This window comes from Bradyrhizobium sp. SZCCHNR3119 (assembly GCF_032487775.1).
Taxonomy (GTDB): domain Bacteria; phylum Pseudomonadota; class Alphaproteobacteria; order Rhizobiales; family Xanthobacteraceae; genus Bradyrhizobium.
This window is the reverse complement of the sequence record NZ_JAUEUV010000002.1, coordinates 17,311-37,319: the sequence shown is the minus strand read 5'-3', so window position 1 is coordinate 37,319 and position 20,009 is coordinate 17,311. Positions and strand designations below refer to the sequence as shown.

Sequence of the window (20,009 nt, the reverse complement as noted above, 5' to 3'; positions counted from 1 at the left end):
CATCCGAGTCCATTTGACAAATTGCCAAAACGAAACCGCCGCGGAGGGGTTTCCTTCGCGGCGGTTTTGATGTGGGGTTTGTGAAGAGGTGTTGGATTGTCCTTTGCAGGCCTGGCGGCGACCTACTCTCCCAAGGCTTGAGCCTTAGTACCATTGGCGCTGAGGAGTTTAACGGCCGAGTTCGGGATGGGATCGGGTTCAGGCTCCTCGCTAAGACCACCAGGCCGGCGAAGGACAACGGGTAAGAAGCAAGCTGTTCGATCGCGATGCGATCGAGGTCCAAATGGACACTGACAATGAGAGCAATCAAGCCGATCGAACGATTAGTACCGGTAAGCTGCATGCATTACTGCACTTCCACATCCGGCCTATCAACGTGGTCGTCTTCCACGGTTCTCAAGGGAATGCTCGTTTTGAGGTGGGTTTCCCGCTTAGATGCCTTCAGCGGTTATCCCGTCCGTACATAGCTATGCTGCACTGCCGCTGGCGCGACAACAGCTCCACCAGAGGTACGTTCACCCCGGTCCTCTCGTACTAGGGGCAAATCCTCTCAACATTCCAACACCCACGGCAGATAGGGACCGAACTGTCTCACGACGTTCTGAACCCAGCTCACGTACCACTTTAATCGGCGAACAGCCGAACCCTTGGGACCTTCTCCAGCCCCAGGATGTGATGAGCCGACATCGAGGTGCCAAACGACGCCGTCGATATGGACTCTTGGGCGTCATCAGCCTGTTATCCCCGGCGTACCTTTTATCCGTTGAGCGATGGCCCATCCACGCGGGACCACCGGATCACTATGACCGACTTTCGTCTCTGCTCGATTCGTAGATCTCGCAGTCAGGCAGGCTTTTGCCATTATACTCGACGAACGATTTCCGACCGTTCTGAGCCTACCTTCGCACGCCTCCGTTACTCTTTGGGAGGCGACCGCCCCAGTCAAACTGCCCACCATGCGCTGTCCCGATCCCGGATGACGGGATGCGGTTAGATATCCATAACCATTAGGGTGGTATTTCACATTGCGGCTCCACCCGAGCTGGCGCCCGAGCTTCAAAGCCTACCACCTATTCTACACAAACAGTCACGAATACCAGCGCAAAGCTACAGTAAAGGTGCACGGGGTCTTTCCGTCTGACCGCAGGAACCCCGCATCTTCACGGGGAATTCAATTTCACTGAGTCTATGTTGGAGACAGCGGGGAAGTCATTACGCCATTCGTGCAGGTCGGAACTTACCCGACAAGGAATTTCGCTACCTTAGGACCGTTATAGTTACGGCCGCCGTTTACCGGGGCTTCGATTCAAGGCTTGCACCTCTCCTCTTAACCTTCCGGCACCGGGCAGGCGTCAGACCCTATACGTCATCTTACGATTTCGCAGAGCCCTGTGTTTTTGTTAAACAGTTGCCACCCCCTGGTCTGTGCCCCCACTGCATGCTTGCGCATGCAATGGGCCTCCTTATCCCGAAGTTACGGAGGTAAATTGCCGAGTTCCTTCAACATAGTTCTCTCAAGCGCCTTGGTATACTCTACCAGTCCACCTGTGTCGGTTTCGGGTACGGTCTGATGTGGAGGCTATTTCCTGGAACCCCTTCGAGGCCCGACCAATCCGTTAAGGTCGGACAACACACGGGATTCGTCACCATCCACTGGCTGCAGAATATTCACTGCATTCCCATCGACTACGCCTTTCGGCCTCGCCTTAGGGACCGGCTAACCCTGCGAAGATTAACTTTACGCAGGAACCCTTGGACTTTCGGCGACACTGTCTTTCACAGTGTTTGTCGTTACTCATGCCAGCATTCGCACTTCTGATACCTCCAGGCGCTCTCACGAGTCGCCCTTCGCAGGCTTACAGAACGCTCCGCTACCGCGCATCTTGCGATGCACCCTAAGCTTCGGCTCGTGGCTTGAGCCCCGTTACATCTTCGGCGCAGAAACCCTTATTTAGACCAGTGAGCTGTTACGCTTTCTTTAAAGGATGGCTGCTTCTAAGCCAACCTCCTGGTTGTTTTGGGATTTCCACATCCTTTCCCACTTAGCCACGAATTGGGGGCCTTAGCTGTAGGTCAGGGTTGTTTCCCTCTCCACGACGGACGTTAGCACCCGCCGTGTGACTCCCGGATAGTACTCTCAGGTATTCGGAGTTTGGTTGGGTTTGGTAAGACGGTAAGTCCCCCTAGCCCATCCAGTGCTCTACCCCCTGAGGTATTCGTCCGAGGCGATACCTAAATATCTTTCGCGGAGAACCAGCTATTTCCCAGTTTGATTGGCCTTTCACCCCTAACCACAAGTCATCGGAGCCTTTTTCAACAGGCACCCGTTCGGTCCTCCAGTGAGTGTTACCTCACCTTCAACCTGCTCATGGCTAGATCACTAGGTTTCGGGTCTAATACAACGAACTTGGCGCCCTATTCAGACTCGCTTTCGCTGCGCCTACGCCTATCGGCTTAAGCTTGCTCGTTAAATTAAGTCGCTGGCCCATAATACAAAAGGTACGACGTCACCCAGAACGCATCTTGGGCTCCGTCTGTTTGTAGGTGTCCGGTTTCAGGTCTATTTCACTCCCCTCGTCGGGGTGCTTTTCACCTTTCCCTCACGGTACTGGTTCACTATCGGTCGCTGAGGAGTACTTAGGCTTGGAGGGTGGTCCCCCCATGTTCAGACAGGATTGCACGTGTCCCGCCTTACTCGAGCATGAATGATTGAATTACCCATACGGGGCTATCACCCTCTGAGGCCCTGCTTTCCTGACAGGTTCTGGTTGTCGTTCATTCATGACTGGCCTGGTCCGCGTTCGCTCGCCACTACTAGCGGAGTCTCGGTTGATGTCCTTTCCTCCAGGTACTTAGATGTTTCAGTTCCCTGGGTTCGCTTGAAACCTCCTATGTATTCAGAAGTCTCATACCTTCTCTTGATAACCGGAAATCCAAGACCTCACGGCCTCGAATTCTCTCAGTATCTGATCAAACTCCAAAACCAAGGTCTTGGAGTTCCGGCTATCGAAGGTGGGTTTCCCCATTCGGAAATCCGCGGATCAAAGCTTCTTCGCAGCTCCCCACGGCTTATCGCAGCGTAGCACGTCCTTCATCGCCTCTCAGCGCCAAGGCATCCACCGAACACCCTTAAGGCACTTGATTGCTCTCATCATCAATGTCCACACACTCGGCAGAATGTTCACCGCCCTCACCTCTCCCGAAGGACAGGCGTCAAGGCGGCGCGGACACTGATTTAGAAAGACCAGCTTGCTTCTTAAGATCGAACCGATAGCGAGGCGGTCAAGCTTCGCTAACAGAGCCGTTTACAACAACACGAAAGCTTCACAGCTTCCGTCTTGCGCCGAAACGGCCCGGAGATAGTGAAGGTCACGCACAGTTTAATGCCGAAAGCTCCCGCTCGATTGCTCGAGTGAATGCCCTCAGCCTGCACGATCCCAACTCGGATCGATCTCCTCTTCACGATGTCAGATAACACGCAGCCTCAAGTCCTGGTGAGGACAATGAGATGCGAATTGGTGTCTCGCGGACGATGTCGAACCTGCGCTCTCTCAAGCTGCCGACCGGCAATCAAACCATCTGGTGGAGCCAGACGGGATCGAACCGACGACCTCATGCTTGCAAAGCACGCGCTCTCCCAGCTGAGCTATGGCCCCGTAACCAGAAGACGAATGCCATGCTGCGCCAGAAAAGTGGTGGGCCTGGGAAGACTTGAACTTCCGACCTCACGCTTATCAAGCGCGCGCTCTAACCAACTGAGCTACAAGCCCTTAACGCTTAACGAGGCTTGCGGTGCCGCGATCCACGACGCTGTCGCGCCCGATCGTTGCGCTCAGCCCCTGGCGCGTGTTCGTCCGCGAAGAAAGAGAAACGAAGACGGCGAAATCCCGCCAATGGAGCTCATCAGGATCTGGCGATCGTGATGGCCCCTGAATGTTTCTAAAACGATCCGATAGTGAACGTGATGTTCACTGAAGGATCATCCTTAGAAAGGAGGTGATCCAGCCGCAGGTTCCCCTACGGCTACCTTGTTACGACTTCACCCCAGTCGCTGACCCTACCGTGGTCGGCTGCCTCCATTGCTGGTTAGCGCACCGCCTTCAGGTAAAGCCAACTCCCATGGTGTGACGGGCGGTGTGTACAAGGCCCGGGAACGTATTCACCGTGGCGTGCTGATCCACGATTACTAGCGATTCCAACTTCATGGGCTCGAGTTGCAGAGCCCAATCCGAACTGAGACGGCTTTTTGAGATTTGCGAAGGGTTGCCCCTTAGCTTCCCACTGTCACCGCCATTGTAGCACGTGTGTAGCCCAGCCCGTAAGGGCCATGAGGACTTGACGTCATCCCCACCTTCCTCGCGGCTTATCACCGGCAGTCTCCTTAGAGTGCTCAACTAAATGGTAGCAACTAAGGACGGGGGTTGCGCTCGTTGCGGGACTTAACCCAACATCTCACGACACGAGCTGACGACAGCCATGCAGCACCTGTGTTCCGGGCTCCGAAGAGAAGGTCACATCTCTGCGACCGGTCCCAGACATGTCAAGGGCTGGTAAGGTTCTGCGCGTTGCGTCGAATTAAACCACATGCTCCACCGCTTGTGCGGGCCCCCGTCAATTCCTTTGAGTTTTAATCTTGCGACCGTACTCCCCAGGCGGAATGCTTAAAGCGTTAGCTGCGCCACTGGTGAGTAAACCCACCAACGGCTGGCATTCATCGTTTACGGCGTGGACTACCAGGGTATCTAATCCTGTTTGCTCCCCACGCTTTCGTGCCTCAGCGTCAGTATCGGGCCAGTGAGCCGCCTTCGCCACTGGTGTTCTTGCGAATATCTACGAATTTCACCTCTACACTCGCAGTTCCACTCACCTCTCCCGAACTCAAGATCTTCAGTATCAAAGGCAGTTCTGGAGTTGAGCTCCAGGATTTCACCCCTGACTTAAAGACCCGCCTACGCACCCTTTACGCCCAGTGATTCCGAGCAACGCTAGCCCCCTTCGTATTACCGCGGCTGCTGGCACGAAGTTAGCCGGGGCTTATTCTTGCGGTACCGTCATTATCTTCCCGCACAAAAGAGCTTTACAACCCTAGGGCCTTCATCACTCACGCGGCATGGCTGGATCAGGCTTGCGCCCATTGTCCAATATTCCCCACTGCTGCCTCCCGTAGGAGTTTGGGCCGTGTCTCAGTCCCAATGTGGCTGATCATCCTCTCAGACCAGCTACTGATCGTCGCCTTGGTGGGCCTTTACCCCACCAACTAGCTAATCAGACGCGGGCCGATCTTTCGGCGATAAATCTTTCCCCGTAAGGGCTTATCCGGTATTAGCACAAGTTTCCCTGTGTTGTTCCGAACCAAAAGGTACGTTCCCACGCGTTACTCACCCGTCTGCCGCTGACGTATTGCTACGCCCGCTCGACTTGCATGTGTTAAGCCTGCCGCCAGCGTTCGCTCTGAGCCAGGATCAAACTCTCAAGTTGAACTTGAAGCTTTGAACCGGCTGATCACAACGTTTGACGAGGTCCCACCTATCAATCACCCACGCTTCACAGCGCAAATGATCATGGTGTTACCTTTGAAACATTGTCCGCCGAAGTCTTCTCGTCCGATCTCAGAACCAAAAGCCGAAGCTCTCAACCCCAAGACCCGCAAGGACTCCGCCGTCCACGTTTCTCTTTCTTCATCTTCACTTGTCAAACAGCCTGCGCTTCGAAGCCATAAAGGCTGCGAAGAGCTTCAACCTCGATTATTTCGGTAGCGAGGAAGTCCCGAAAGCCGGGGCGCTTCACATAGCTTATTTTCCGAGATCGTCAAGGGCCAACCAGAAAATAACTTCGTCCCGAAAGTTCAGGCCTCAGTCATCAGTGATGTCCGGCTGGCGTGGCGGGGTGATAGTGCGATGCCGCATTCGACACAAGAACTTTTTGCGACGCCTGTGAATATTTCTGGATAACCCCGCATCGCGCAGCGCGCGCAATGCACAAGGCGGCTCAATCTCGCAAACGCGTCCTGGTCATCGCCGCATGTTCCGACTGAGAAAACTGCTGAAGCGAAGGCATGCGCCCCGCCCTTACCCGCGACTTCGTCCCCGCCAGATCAATCCGTAGTACGCCAGTTGCACGACGAGCGCCGCAGTGAAGCCCGCCGGATACCCCATCCAGACGCCCTCCAGCCCAACCCAACGCGACAGCAGATCGGCAGCCGGCAATTGCACCAGCCAGATCCCGGCCAATGCAATCACTGTTGGCCAGACGACCGTTCCGGTCGAGCGCATGACGCCGGCAAGAACCTCGCTGACACCCGCGAGCACATAGCTCCACAGCGAGATCAGCAGCGCGCGCTCGGCAATCGCCAATGTTGCGGGATCGACCACGAACCACGATAGAACCGCCCGCGAAAACACGCCGAGCGCGATCACCGTCGAAATTCCTACGGCCAGGTCGAGCGTGATTGCGATCCGCGTGACCTTTCCCAGGCGGTCGGGCTTGCCTGCACCGATCGCCTGTGCAGCAAAAACTGTCGCGGCGAGCCCGAACGCCTGCATGGGCACGAGCAGATATCCGACCACCTGATTGACGGCGCCATAAGCCGCAGTCGCGCTCGATCCGAACGGGTTGATCAGTGCGACCATCGCCACTTCCGACAGCGAGGTCACCGCGGTCTGGATCCCGCCGGGCACGCCGATTCCGAAAAACGGCGCAGCGATCTTGGAATCGATACGAAGCCGACGCAGGAACTCCCGGTCGACAGCCATAGGATGCCGCCGCACGCGCAGATAGACGATGAGGCACGGCAGCGATATGGCGCAGGCGATGAAGCTCGCCCATGGAGCACTCGTCACGCCAAGCTGCGGCAGTCCGCACCACCCCTGGATCATGGCCGGCGTCAGCACCAGCGTGATACCGATGTAGATGACCATAACCAGAAGCGGTGTTTGCACGTCACTCGTGCCGCGCAAAAGAAACATATACGCAAAGACCAACGTCACCGCAGGCAACGAGATGAAGGTCACGCGCGCATAGTCGATGGCGGAGGTCATGATGTCTTGCGGCGTGGCCATGATCTCGAGCAACTCCGGAGAGATGCGATAGCCAACGATCGCGACGGCAACGCTGAGCAAGGCGCAGACAGAAAGCGTCGTTCCAGCGGCGCTTTTGACTTGAAGAATGTCCCCTGCCCCATGGGCCCGCGCGACCAGCACGACGCCACCGGAAATCAGCCCGATCAGAAAGGAGACGAGGAGAAAGAAGATCGGAAAGAATGCGGACGCAACGGCCAGCGCCGATGACCCAAGGAGTTGGCCGAAATAGATGGCCGTGATCGTGCCGGACAGCAATTGCAGCGCCGCACTTGCAGTCTGCGGGATCGCAAACCGCACCATCTCCCGCCATAGCGGCGCCTCGCCGGTCGAGTTGGACCGCTCGGCTGCCGTCAGTCGCACTGCTGCCGACCGATCTTCAACCGACGCTGCTTCCGTCCGGGTGGCCGCAGCGTTCGGCAAGGCGGTGCTCGGCGCGCCGCGCGTGCTGCTCGGCGTCATAGCTGTGTAACCGGATCGACCCGCGCGGTTCGTTGGCTTTGCCTTGCGCCGAGCGCTGGAACGTCTCGCCGAAACATCGCAAGAGGCAACTTGGGATCGGCGGCGATCGCCATCAGCAGTTCAACCACATCGTCCAACAAACATTTCATCGCCGTCGCATCAAAGCGATGCGGGCTGAAGACCAGCCGGAAGCCCAGCCGCGCGGCCGGTGCAATCACGAGGCATAATGGAAAATCAATGCCCGCTTCGAAGCTGCCGGTCGCGGTGACCCTGACTTCAGCCGGCGGCACAGCTGTGCTGCTCGCAAGCGAACTCCCGGTCGGATAGTTCTCAAAGACAACGACCGATTCGAACAGAGCCTGGTCCGACGGCACACCGACCCAATGTTGAATGTCGCTCAACAGACTTCGGTCGTACACCTGTTCCTCGGCCTGCCGAACCTGCAAATCCGTCAGCCAATCCGTCACGAGCATTCCCGGATCTATATGAATACGCCGCGGCAGGATGTTGGTGCACAATCCCAGGATCTGCTCGACGCCGGGCAATTCGCCGGGGCGGACAGCGGTCGTCATGCCGAACACGATCTCGTTCTTGTTTGCTTGACGCACGAGAGCCAAAATCCACGCGCCCTGAACAAGGGTATTCATTGTCAGGTGCTGAGTTTGGGCTGTGGCCTGGAGCCGTGCGGTCAACCGCTCCAAGAGTATCGCGCGATGCTCCGCGCATGCATCGGCCGGAGCTGTTGGATCACCTGGCGGCAAATTCAACCGATAGGGCAAGGCTGCACCTTCCAGGCGGTCGAGCCAGAACGCACGGCTAGCGATTTGATCGGCGGAGACGAGCCAGGCGAGATAGTCGCGAAACGATCTGGGTACAGGCATGGCCGAGCGAACTCCGCGCGCGGCGAGATAGAGGTCCATGAACTCCCGCAACAGAGGCGCAATCGACCAACCATCGAGGAGCAGATGGTGAAAGCTCAGAACCAGGGTGTGCTGTGTGGACGCGTGGCGCAGAAGGCTCGCACGCAGCACGTCTCCCGCAGCAAGATCGAGCCCCTGCTTTCGATCCTCGGAGAGAAACTCCTGCAGATGCTGCTCGGCAATGTCAGCCGCGGCCACCGAATTGTCAGTGGCGGACCAGCGCGGCTTTGCGTTCCGCCGCACGACCTGCAATGGCTCCCCCTCGTCGTCCGGAAAGGCGACGCGCAACGCAGGATGCCGAGCCGCCAATTCGTACCATGCTGCCTCTAACGCAGCACAATCGAGCTCGCCTTCCAGATGCAGCCAGATCTGCTCGTGATAAGCTACGCTATCCGGTGACCGCCGGGCGTGCGCCAGCATGATCCGCTGCATCGGCCCGAGCGGCCAGATGTCTTCGATATCGGGATAGTGCTGCTGCAGGGCAGCAAGCCGCGCCTCGTCGAGGCGAACCAACGAGAAATCGGACGGTGTAAATTGCCCTAACGGGCGTGCAGCGCAGTGGCGGATCACCCCGCGCAAGGCTGCCGTGAAGCGCTCGGCCAGATCGTCGATCGAGGCCCGATCATGCGCCGCCGGCCACCAGCGCCACTCGAGCTTCAGCCTGGCGCCACTGATGAGCGCCACCACCTCGAGCAGATGGTCCCTGCCCCGCTCCGGTGCGATCTGAACGCCCGAACTCTCGCCCGCGAGACGCCAGCCTTGCTCCGTGGTTTCATCGAAGCGTCCGAGATAGTTGAAGCTGATCGCGGCTCGTGGCAGCGATCGCAAGACGTCCACGGTCTCGTCGTTGAGATAGCGCAACAATCCCCAGCCGATGCCACCTTGGGGTACCCGGCGAAGATGCTCCTTGATGCGCCTGAGCGCGATGCCTGCCGCCAAGCCGCCATCCCTGAAATCGGCAACGTCCAGTTGTCCCGCATCGAGCCGAACCGGAAACATGGTGGTGAACCAACCGACGGTCCGCGACAGATCTACGGCCGCAACCATGTCTTCACGACCGTGGCCCTCAAGATCGACAAGCGTCGCGGTCTCGGTCTCGCCTCGGGCCGCACGCCAATCGGTCAGTGCGACGGCGAGCGCTGCGAGCAGAGCGTCGTTGATACGAGTATGATAGGCCTTCGGCACGATCGTGAGCAGCGCTTCAGTGTCTTCAGCAGACAATCCTGTCGTCAGACCTTCGGTTTCACCATAGGTTGCAAAGCTGAAATCAACGGCGTGGTCGGTCGGAAATTCCGGCGCATCCCGACAGGTGGCGGTCCAAAAATCGAGTTCGTCCAATACTTCCGCCGAGTGCGCATGGCTTGAAATTCGTGTGGCCCATGTCCCGAACGAAGTGGTTTTGTTGGCAAGAGTGATCGTCTCGCGGCGTTCGAGCTGATCGTAGCCGGCCATGAAATCCTCGATCAGGATGCGCCAGGACACGCCGTCGACGACGAGATGGTGGATGATGAACAGAAGCCTGCCGGGGGCCTCGGCACCGAAATCGAACCAGGCGGCAACAACCAGCCGGCCGGCGCTGGGGTCGAGACCTTGCTGAAGCGCGGTCGCTGCAATTTCCAGCTGAGATATTCGCGCGGCGGGGGCGAGCTCCGCCAAATCGAAATGTGAGAGCGTGACGGAGACCTCATCAACCGGCAAAAGCTGCTGCCGCCAGCCGGCCTCCTCTCGGACAAATCGGCTGCGCAGCGCATCGTGATGGATCAGGAGCGATGCGAGCGCGCGCTCGAGGTGAGCCTGTTTGATATCAGCCGGCACTTCAAGCAGGACAGACTGGTTGAAGTGGTTGATCGGTCCCGGCTGTTCGAAGAACCAGCGCTGAATCGGAGTCAAAGGTGCACGGTCCGGCGCGCTATCGACATCGACGACAATTTGCGATCGATCCGCGACCTGGGCCAGTGTCGCGACGGTCTGGTATTGAAAGATCTGCCGCGGCGTGATCGTCACACCGCTGGCGCGCGCACGCGAGACGAGTTGCATGGATTGGATCGAGTCGCCTCCGAGCTCGAAGAAGTTGTCATTGATGCCGACGCGGTCGAGGCCGAGGACCTCGGCGAACAGGCCGGCCAGCACGGTCTCGACCGGATTGCGCGGCGGCTGCTCGCCGGCCCCGCGATTGCGGTCGGGCGCCGGCAACGCGTTGCGGTCGAACTTGCCGTTCGGGGTCAACGGCAGCCGGTCCAGCCGCACGATCGCCGACGGCACCATGTAGTCCGGCAGCCCCTGTTGCAGCTGGCGGCGCAGCTCGCTGATGTCGGCCGAGGCTTCCGGATCCGCCACCACATAGGCCACCAGCCGCTTGCCGGCGCCATCCTCGCGTATGACAGCTGCAGCCTGCGTCACGCCGGGCTGCGCCAACAGCGCCGCCTCGATCTCGCCGAGCTCGATGCGGAAGCCACGCAGCTTCACCTGAGTATCCAGCCGCCCCAAGAACTCCAGTTCGCCATCGGCGCGCCAGCGCACCAGGTCTCCGGTGCGGTACAGCCGCTCGCCGGGCGTGAACGGGTTCGGCAGGAAGCGCTCCGCCGTCAGCCCCGGCCGCCGCAGATAGCCGCGCGCGACACCGATGCCGCCGATATGGAGCTCGCCGGCCACCCCGACCGGCACCGGCTGCAGTCGCCGGTCCAGCACATAGCTCCTGGTGTTCGGCAACGGACGGCCGATCGGCGGCCGGCCAGCGCCGTCGCAGCGGAACATGGTGGTGCACACGCTGGCTTCGGTCGGACCATAGGCGTTGAATACCTGCCGCCCCGCCAGCCATGGCCGCAACAGCTCCGCCGAGCAGGCCTCGCCGCCGACGAGCAGCGTCTTCAGATCCTTGAACTCGGCGACAGGCAAGGCGGCCAGCGCCGCCGGCGGCAGCAGCACCGTGCTGATGCGCTGCCGCAGCAGCAGCTCGCGCAACGGCTCGCCCGGCATCAGCTCGTGCTGGGCCGCCAGCACCAGCGCCGCCCCGACCCGCCAGCTCATCACCAGGTCCCACACCGCCGCATCGAAGCTGATCGAGGCGAACTGCAGGATGCGGTCGCTCTCCTCCAGCGGCAGCCGTGCCAGCTGCGCGTCGGCAAGGTTCATGATGCCGCGATGGCTGATCATCACCCCCTTCGGCTTGCCGGTCGAGCCCGAGGTGTAGATCACATAGGCCAGATGATCGGCATCGACACCGCTCATCGGCGCCGTCTCGGGATGCGCGGCAATCGCCTGTCCATCGACATCGAGCCGCACCACGATCGCATCGCTCGCCGGCAGGCGCTGCAGCAGCGCCTCCTGCGTCAGCAGCACCTCAACCTTGGCATCATCCAGCATGTAGGCCAGCCGCTCGGCCGGATAGCGCGGGTCGAGCGGCAGATAGGCCCCGCCCGCCTTGAGGATGCCGAGCACCCCCACCACCATGTCCAGCGAGCGCTCCACACACAGCCCGACGATCACGTCGGGGCCGACGCCCAGCCCGCGCAGATGATGCGCCAGCTGGTTGGCGCAGCGATCGAGCTCGCCATAGCAAAGCTCGTCATCTTCCCAGATCGCCGCAACCGCATCCGGCCGGCGTTCCGCATGCGCGGCGAACAGCTCGTGCAGGCAGACATCCTGCGGGTAGCTCGCCGCGGTGTCGTTCCAGTCCACGATCAGCCGCCGCCGCTCGGCCTCGCTCAGCAGATCGAGCGCAGACAATGGTCGGTCGGGCTCCGCCACGATCCCGTCCAGCACCCGCATGAAGTGCTCCACCAGCCGTGCGATCGTGCTGTCCTCGAACAAATCGGCGGCATAGACCAGCGAGCCCTGTAGCGCGCCATCGGCTTCCGCCAGCGACAGCTCCAGATCGAACTTGGCCGCCACCGTTCCGGTCGCGAACGGTTCGATGGAAAGGCCCGCCATCCGCCCTGCCCGCTGCGGCATGTTCTGCAGCGCGAACACCACCTGGAAGATCGGCTCCCGGCTCAGGTCGCGAACCGGATGCAGCGCCTCCACCAGCTTCTCGAACGGCAGGTCCTGATGCGCATAGGCATCGAGCGCGGTCGCCTTCACCCGCCGCAGCAGTTGGCGGAACGACGGCGCACCCGCAAGATCGGTGCGCAGCGCCAGCATGTTGACGAAGAAGCCGATCAGGTTCTCCGTCTCGGCCCGTGTCCGTCCTGCGATCGGCGTCCCCACCACCACATCGTCCTGGCCGCTCCAGCGCGCCAGCACGACGTCGAACGCCGCCAGCAGCACCATGAACAGGGTCGCGCCCTCCGCACGCGCCAGCTGCGACAGCGCCACGGTGCGCCTCTCGTCGATCGTGAAGCGATGCAAAGCGCCGCGGAAGCTCGGCACCGCCGGCCGCGGCCGGTCGGTTGCAAGCTCCAGCCCGGCCGGTGCGCCGGACAGCTGCTGCGTCCAATAGCCAAGCTGCCGCTGCAGCGTCTCTTCCGCCAACCAGCGCCGCTGCCACACTGCATAGTCGGCATATTGGATCGGCAGGGCTGGCAATGGCGAGGAACGTCCCGCCGCAAAGGCCGCATATAGCTGCTCCACCTCCCCGACCAGCACCCCCATCGACCAGCCGTCCGACACCACGTGATGCATCGACAGCACCAGCACGTGGTCCTCGGGCGCCAGCTGCAGCAGCGCCGCCCGCAACAGCCGGTCACGGGCCAGGTCGAACGGCTGCTGCATGATGCGCTCCGCCCGCTGCCGCGCCTCCTCCGCGGAGACCACAACCGGCTCCAGCTCGACCTGCCAGGGCGGATCGATCCGCTGCACCGCGCTCTCACCCTGCGGCTCGAACCGCGTCCGCAACACCTCGTGCCGTCGAACCACCTCGCTCAAAGCCGCCGACAGTGCCGCGCCATCAAGCCGGCCCACCAGCCGCACCGCCGCCGAGATGTTGTAGGTCCCGCCCGCAAGCCCAAGCTGCTCCACAAACCAAAGCCGCTCCTGACCATGCGACAACAGCAACGGCGCATCGCGCGGAGCGCACGGGATATCCCGAACGACACGCCGTCCTTCGGCAGCGGCGGCCATTCGCCGCTGCAGCAGTTCACGCCGCAACGATGCAATGTTGGTCATCCCATGCTCCCGATCACGGCCTCGGATTGGTCGCGCTTGGCGCTGACATCGTCCAGATCCTGCAAGGCGATCTTGAGCTCTTCGGCTGTCATCGACTCGATATCGCCGGCGAGCGCCTCTTCAACATGCAGCGCAATGTCAGCCACCGTGGGTCCCGTGAAGATCACACGGACAGGCAGCTCAATTCCAAGCGTGGCCCGCACCTGGCCGATGAGCTGCATCGCCAGCAGCGAATGGCCTCCGAGCTCGAAGAAGTTGTCATTGATGCCGACGCGGTCGAGGCCGAGGACCTCGGCGAACAGGCCGGCCAGCACGGTCTCGACCGGATTGCGCGGCGGCTGCTCGCCGGCCCCGCGATTGCGGTCGGGCGCCGGCAACGCGTTGCGGTCGAACTTGCCGTTCGGGGTCAACGGCAGCCGGTCCAGCCGCACGATCGCCGACGGCACCATGTAGTCCGGCAGCCCCTGTTGCAGCTGGCGGCGCAGCTCGCTGATGTCGGCCGAGGCTTCCGGATCCGCCACCACATAGGCCACCAGCCGCTTGCCGGCGCCATCCTCGCGTATGACAGCTGCAGCCTGCGTCACGCCGGGCTGCGCCAACAGCGCCGCCTCGATCTCGCCGAGCTCGATGCGGAAGCCACGCAGCTTCACCTGAGTATCCAGCCGCCCCAAGAACTCCAGTTCGCCATCGGCGCGCCAGCGCACCAGGTCTCCGGTGCGGTACAGCCGCTCGCCGGGCGTGAACGGGTTCGGCAGGAAGCGCTCCGCCGTCAGCCCCGGCCGCCGCAGATAGCCGCGCGCGACACCGATGCCGCCGATATGGAGCTCGCCGGCCACCCCGACCGGCACCGGCTGCAGTCGCCGGTCCAGCACATAGCTCCTGGTGTTCGGCAACGGACGGCCGATCGGCGGCCGGCCAGCGCCGTCGCAGCGGAACATGGTGGTGCACACGCTGGCTTCGGTCGGACCATAGGCGTTGAATACCTGCCGCCCCGCCAGCCATGGCCGCAACAGCTCCGCCGAGCAGGCCTCGCCGCCGACGAGCAGCGTCTTCAGATCCTTGAACTCGGCGACAGGCAAGGCGGCCAGCGCCGCCGGCGGCAGCAGCACCGTGCTGATGCGCTGCCGCAGCAGCAGCTCGCGCAACGGCTCGCCCGGCATCAGCTCGTGCTGGGCCGCCAGCACCAGCGCCGCCCCGACCCGCCAGCTCATCACCAGGTCCCACACCGCCGCATCGAAGCTGATCGAGGCGAACTGCAGGATGCGGTCGCTCTCCTCCAGCGGCAGCCGTGCCAGCTGCGCGTCGGCAAGGTTCATGATGCCGCGATGGCTGATCATCACCCCCTTCGGCTTGCCGGTCGAGCCCGAGGTGTAGATCACATAGGCCAGATGATCGGCATCGACACCGCTCATCGGCGCCGTCTCGGGATGCGCGGCAATCGCCTGTCCATCGACATCGAGCCGCACCACGATCGCATCGCTCGCCGGCAGGCGCTGCAGCAGCGCCTCCTGCGTCAGCAGCACCTCAACCTTGGCATCATCCAGCATGTAGGCCAGCCGCTCGGCCGGATAGCGCGGGTCGAGCGGCAGATAGGCCCCGCCCGCCTTGAGGATGCCGAGCACCCCCACCACCATGTCCAGCGAGCGCTCCACACACAGCCCGACGATCACGTCGGGGCCGACGCCCAGCCCGCGCAGATGATGCGCCAGCTGGTTGGCGCAGCGATCGAGCTCGCCATAGCAAAGCTCGTCATCTTCCCAGATCGCCGCAACCGCATCCGGCCGGCGTTCCGCATGCGCGGCGAACAGCTCGTGCAGGCAGACATCCTGCGGGTAGCTCGCCGCGGTGTCGTTCCAGTCCACGATCAGCCGCCGCCGCTCGGCCTCGCTCAGCAGATCGAGCGCAGACAATGGTCGGTCGGGCTCCGCCACGATCCCGTCCAGCACCCGCATGAAGTGCTCCACCAGCCGTGCGATCGTGCTGTCCTCGAACAAATCGGCGGCATAGACCAGCGAGCCCTGTAGCGCGCCATCGGCTTCCGCCAGCGACAGCTCCAGATCGAACTTGGCCGCCACCGTTCCGGTCGCGAACGGTTCGATGGAAAGGCCCGCCATCCGCCCTGCCCGCTGCGGCATGTTCTGCAGCGCGAACACCACCTGGAAGATCGGCTCCCGGCTCAGGTCGCGAACCGGATGCAGCGCCTCCACCAGCTTCTCGAACGGCAGGTCCTGATGCGCATAGGCATCGAGCGCGGTCGCCTTCACCCGCCGCAGCAGTTGGCGGAACGACGGCGCACCCGCAAGATCGGTGCGCAGCGCCAGCATGTTGACGAAGAAGCCGATCAGGTTCTCCGTCTCGGCCCGTGTCCGTCCTGCGATCGGCGTCCCCACCACCACATCGTCCTGGCCGCTCCAGCGCGCCAGCACGACGTCGAACGCCGCCAGCAGCACCATGAACAGGGTCGCGCCCTCCGCACGCGCCAGCTGCGACAGCGCCACGGTGCGCCTCTCGTCGATCGTGAAGCGATGCAAAGCGCCGCGGAAGCTCGGCACCGCCGGCCGCGGCCGGTCGGTTGCAAGCTCCAGCCCGGCCGGTGCGCCGGACAGCTGCTGCGTCCAATAGCCAAGCTGCCGCTGCAGCGTCTCTTCCGCCAACCAGCGCCGCTGCCACACTGCATAGTCGGCATATTGGATCGGCAGGGCTGGCAATGGCGAGGAACGTCCCGCCGCAAAGGCCGCATATAGCTGCTCCACCTCCCCGACCAGCACCCCCATCGACCAGCCGTCCGACACCACGTGATGCATCGACAGCACCAGCACGTGGTCCTCGGGCGCCAGCTGCAGCAGCGCCGCCCGCAACAGCCGGTCACGGGCCAGGTCGAACGGCTGCTGCATGATGCGCTCCGCCCGCTGCCGCGCCTCCTCCGCGGAGACCACAACCGGCTCCAGCTCGACCTGCCAGGGCGGATCGATCCGCTGCACCGCGCTCTCACCCTGCGGCTCGAACCGCGTCCGCAACACCTCGTGCCGTCGAACCACCTCGCTCAAAGCCGCCGACAGTGCCGCGCCATCAAGCCGGCCCACCAGCCGCACCGCCGCCGAGATGTTGTAGGTCCCGCCCGCAAGCCCAAGCTGCTCCACAAACCAAAGCCGCTCCTGACCATGCGACAACAGCAACGGCGCATCGCGCGGTACCGGCAACAACAGTGGCGCTGATGGCGCTGGCGCGAGCTGCAGCCGCTCGGCCAAGCCTGCGACCGTGGGCGACTCGAACAACGTGCGCAAAGGGACTTGGACTGCGAGTTCCTGCTGTGCACGGGCCACCACTTGGGTCGCAAGCAGTGAATGTCCCCCGAGCGCGAAGAAATCGTCATTGACGCCAACGCGATCAACACCGAGAACATCGGCGAAGATAGCCGCCAATGTCAGTTCAGCCGCGTTGCGGGGCGCAATGTAGTCATCCTCTCCGTGCCGATCCGGCGCCGGCAGCGCATTGTAATCGAGCTTGCCGTTCGAGGTCAGCGGCAAACGATCGAGCCGCATCACAGTCGAAGGCACCATGTAGTCCGGAAGGGATTGCTGCAGTCGAGCGCGCACCTCACTCACATCGAGGGCGACATCCCGAGACGGCACCACATAGGCGACAAGTTGCTTGCCGGCAGTGCCGTCGCGTACCACCACGGCTGCTCGCTCGACCCCGGGCTGCGCCAGCATCGCTGCCTCGATCTCGCCGAGCTCGATACGGAAACCGCGGATCTTCACCTGATGGTCAATGCGGCCGAGATAATCGAGCTGACCGTTCGCCCTCCAACGCACCAGGTCGCCGGTACGGTAGAGCCGCTCACCCGATGCAAACGGGCTTGGCACGAAGCGCTCGGCCGTCAGGCCGGGCCGGCCGAGGTAGCCGCGGGCAAGGCCTGCGCCGCCAACATAAAGCTCGCCCGCAACCCCGATCGGCGCAGGTTCGAGCCCCCGGTCGAGAACGTAGGTCTGCAGATCGGGAATCGGGCAGCCAATCGCGCTCGCGGCGGCCTCGACATCCGCCCGCCTGACGGGCCGCCAGGTCACATGGACCGTGGTCTCGGTGATGCCGTACATATTGATGAGTTGTGGCTGCGTGTCGCCATGCCGCTCGAACCAAGGCGCAAGCTCGGCAAAATTCAGCGCCTCGCCACCGAAGATCACAAAGCGGAGCGCCAGCTCCCGGGCCGCATCGCGATCGGCCCGGATCAGCCCGGCGAAGGCCGACGGCGTCTGATTGAGGACCGTGACGCCTTCGCGCGCCAAAAGCTCATGAAACAGATCGGGCGACCGGCTGATCCAGTAGGGCACCACCACCAGCCTGCCGCCCTTGAGCAGCGCACCCCACACCTCCCAGACAGAAAAATCGAAGGCGAGCGAATGAAACAAGGTCCAGACGTCCTCTGGGCCGAAGCTGAACCAGGCATCCGTGGCAGCCAACAACCTGGTGACACGATCATGGGGAATGAGCGTGCCCTTGGGCTTGCCGGTAGAACCTGACGTGTAGATGACATAAGCGAGGTTGTCGGACGCGCAGTTGCTTGCCGGCGCCGTCTCAGGATGGCGCGCGATATCTGGCCAGTCGCGGTCGAGTTGCACCACGATGGCGTCATTCGCAGGCAGGCGATCGCCGCGGCCTTGCTGGGTGAGCAGGATCCGCGCCCTGGCATCATCAAGCATGTAGGCGAGCCGCTCGGCCGGGTAGCTCGGGTCGAGCGGTAGATAGGCGCCGCCCGCCTTGAGGATGCCGAGCAGGCCGACCACAGCGTCGATCGAGCGCTCGAGATAAAGGCCGACGACGACCTCGGGACCGACGCCGAGTTCCTGCAGGTGATGCCCTAGCTGATTGGCGCGACGATCGAGTTCACCGTAAGTCAGCGTCTCGCTTTCGAAGCTGAGCGCAACCGCGTCCGGCGTCCGCGCAGCCTGCGCAGCAAACAGCTCGTGCAGCACAGCTGTCGAATAGCTCGCCGGCGCTGGGTTGAACTCCGTCACGACCTGGCGCTGCTCGTCCTCGCTCAGTAATGACATCGCCGACAGCGGCCGCGCCGGATCGACGATGATCTGATCCAAAATCTGCTCAAAATGACCGATCAGCCGTTCGATCGCCGACGCCTCGAACCGCTCGGCATCATAGATCAGCTTGACCAGCAGCGACTGTTCGCCGATGACCTGCAGGGTCAGCGGATAGTTGGTCCGCTCGGACGTGGTGACACTCCTGATCCGCAAGGTCCGCGTGAGAGCGGTCACCGCGGATAGTTGCGTCGGATAGTTCTCGAATGCGACAATGCTCTCGAACAGCGGTGTGCCATCCGACACCTCGCTCCAGCGCTGGACCAGGGACAGCGGGCTATATTGATGTTCCAGCAACTCCGTCTGGCGCGCCTGGACCTCGCGCAGCCAATCCAGCACATGGTGATGACGCGGCAGTGCGATACGCAGCGGCAGCGTGTTGACGAACAGGCCGACTGTGCGCTCGACGTCCGGTATATCAGCTGGGCGTCCTGATACCGTGACGCCGAATACCACGTCATCCCTGTCGCAGTAGCGGCCAAGCAGCAGAGCCCAGGCTCCCTGCACCAGCGTGTTGATGGTCAATTTGTGATGGCGTGCGAAGCTCTCGAGCGTGGTCAACTCCGTCCCGATCACGTGGCTATGCTCGGCATAACGCTCGCTTCGCGTGGCGTCAGGCTGGGGTCGCGCCAGGAGCAAGGAGGTCGGCGTGTCGAAGCCTGCGAGACGCTGCCGCCAATAGGCTTCCGCCGCCGGCATGTCCTGGCGCTGCAGCCAGGCGATGTAGTCACGGAACGGACGCACCGGAATCAGCTGCGGCGCCTCACGCCGGCTCAGAGCGACGTAGGCAGCAAAGACGTCATCGAGCAGCAGCGGCATCGACCAGCCATCGAACAGGATGTGATGGCTGTTCCAGAGCAGGCCGTAAGCGCGCTCACCGGTTCGGATCAAGCAGAGCCGCATCAGCGGCGGGCGGTCGAAATCGAAGTTGCGGGTCCTCTCGGCCTGCTGCAGCTCCGTGAACCGAGTCTCCTGCTCGGCAGCAGGCAAGCCTCGCCAATCCTCGCGCGCGAAAGGCAGCACAGCCCTGCGCAAGACGACCTGTAGCTGTATTGCCAGATCCTGGCCGACAAAGGCGCTCCGCAGCACGGCATGACGCGCCACCGCCAGTTGCCAGGCCTGCTCGAAGGCATCGACATCGAGCGCTCCCTCCAGCCGACAGGCCAGCGAGATCACGTAGAGCGCGGAGTCGGGCTCGTAGAGGCTATGGAACAGCATGCCCTGCTGCATCGGCGACAACGGATAGATGTCCTCGACCTGCCGTGGGCCGCCGACTGAGGCGATGAGGCGATCGAGGTGCTGCTGACCGATCCTGGGCTGTCCCTTGGTCTTGCTCGTATGCATGTTCATCGATC

At 62.2% G+C, this 20,009-nt stretch carries 3 protein-coding genes, 2 tRNA genes and 3 rRNA genes; all 8 read right to left on the bottom strand.

The annotated features are described in order from the left end of the window. Window positions 1-109: 109 nt before the first annotated feature. Window positions 110-224: ribosomal RNA gene (rrf, locus tag QX034_RS27430) — 5S ribosomal RNA — on the bottom strand. Window positions 225-302: 78 nt separating this feature from the next. Next, window positions 303-3,144: ribosomal RNA gene (locus QX034_RS27425) — 23S ribosomal RNA — on the bottom strand. 436 nt (window positions 3,145-3,580) lie between these two features. Beyond that, a tRNA-Ala gene (locus QX034_RS27420) sits at window positions 3,581-3,656 on the bottom strand. Between the two features lie 37 nt (window positions 3,657-3,693). Beyond that, a tRNA-Ile gene (locus QX034_RS27415) sits at window positions 3,694-3,770 on the bottom strand. 219 nt (window positions 3,771-3,989) lie between these two features. Further along, a 16S ribosomal RNA gene (locus QX034_RS27410) occupies window positions 3,990-5,478 on the bottom strand. The 16S, 23S and 5S rRNA genes sit together here with 2 tRNA genes alongside, the layout of an rRNA operon. A 590-nt stretch (window positions 5,479-6,068) precedes the next feature. Then, entirely contained in the window at window positions 6,069-7,439 is a 1,371-nt protein-coding gene (locus tag QX034_RS27405; RefSeq protein ID WP_315707325.1) for an MATE family efflux transporter, read from the bottom strand. Between the two features lie 95 nt (window positions 7,440-7,534). After that, complete coding sequence (locus QX034_RS27400; RefSeq protein ID WP_315707327.1) at window positions 7,535-13,561, bottom strand: non-ribosomal peptide synthetase; 6,027 nt, start codon at window positions 13,559-13,561, stop codon at window positions 7,535-7,537. Further along, on the bottom strand, window positions 13,558-20,004 hold the full coding sequence (locus tag QX034_RS27395; RefSeq protein WP_315707328.1) for a non-ribosomal peptide synthetase: 6,447 nt from the start codon (window positions 20,002-20,004) through the stop codon (window positions 13,558-13,560). Before QX034_RS27395 ends, QX034_RS27400 begins: the two co-directional genes overlap by 4 nt. Window positions 20,005-20,009 lie beyond the last annotated feature (5 nt).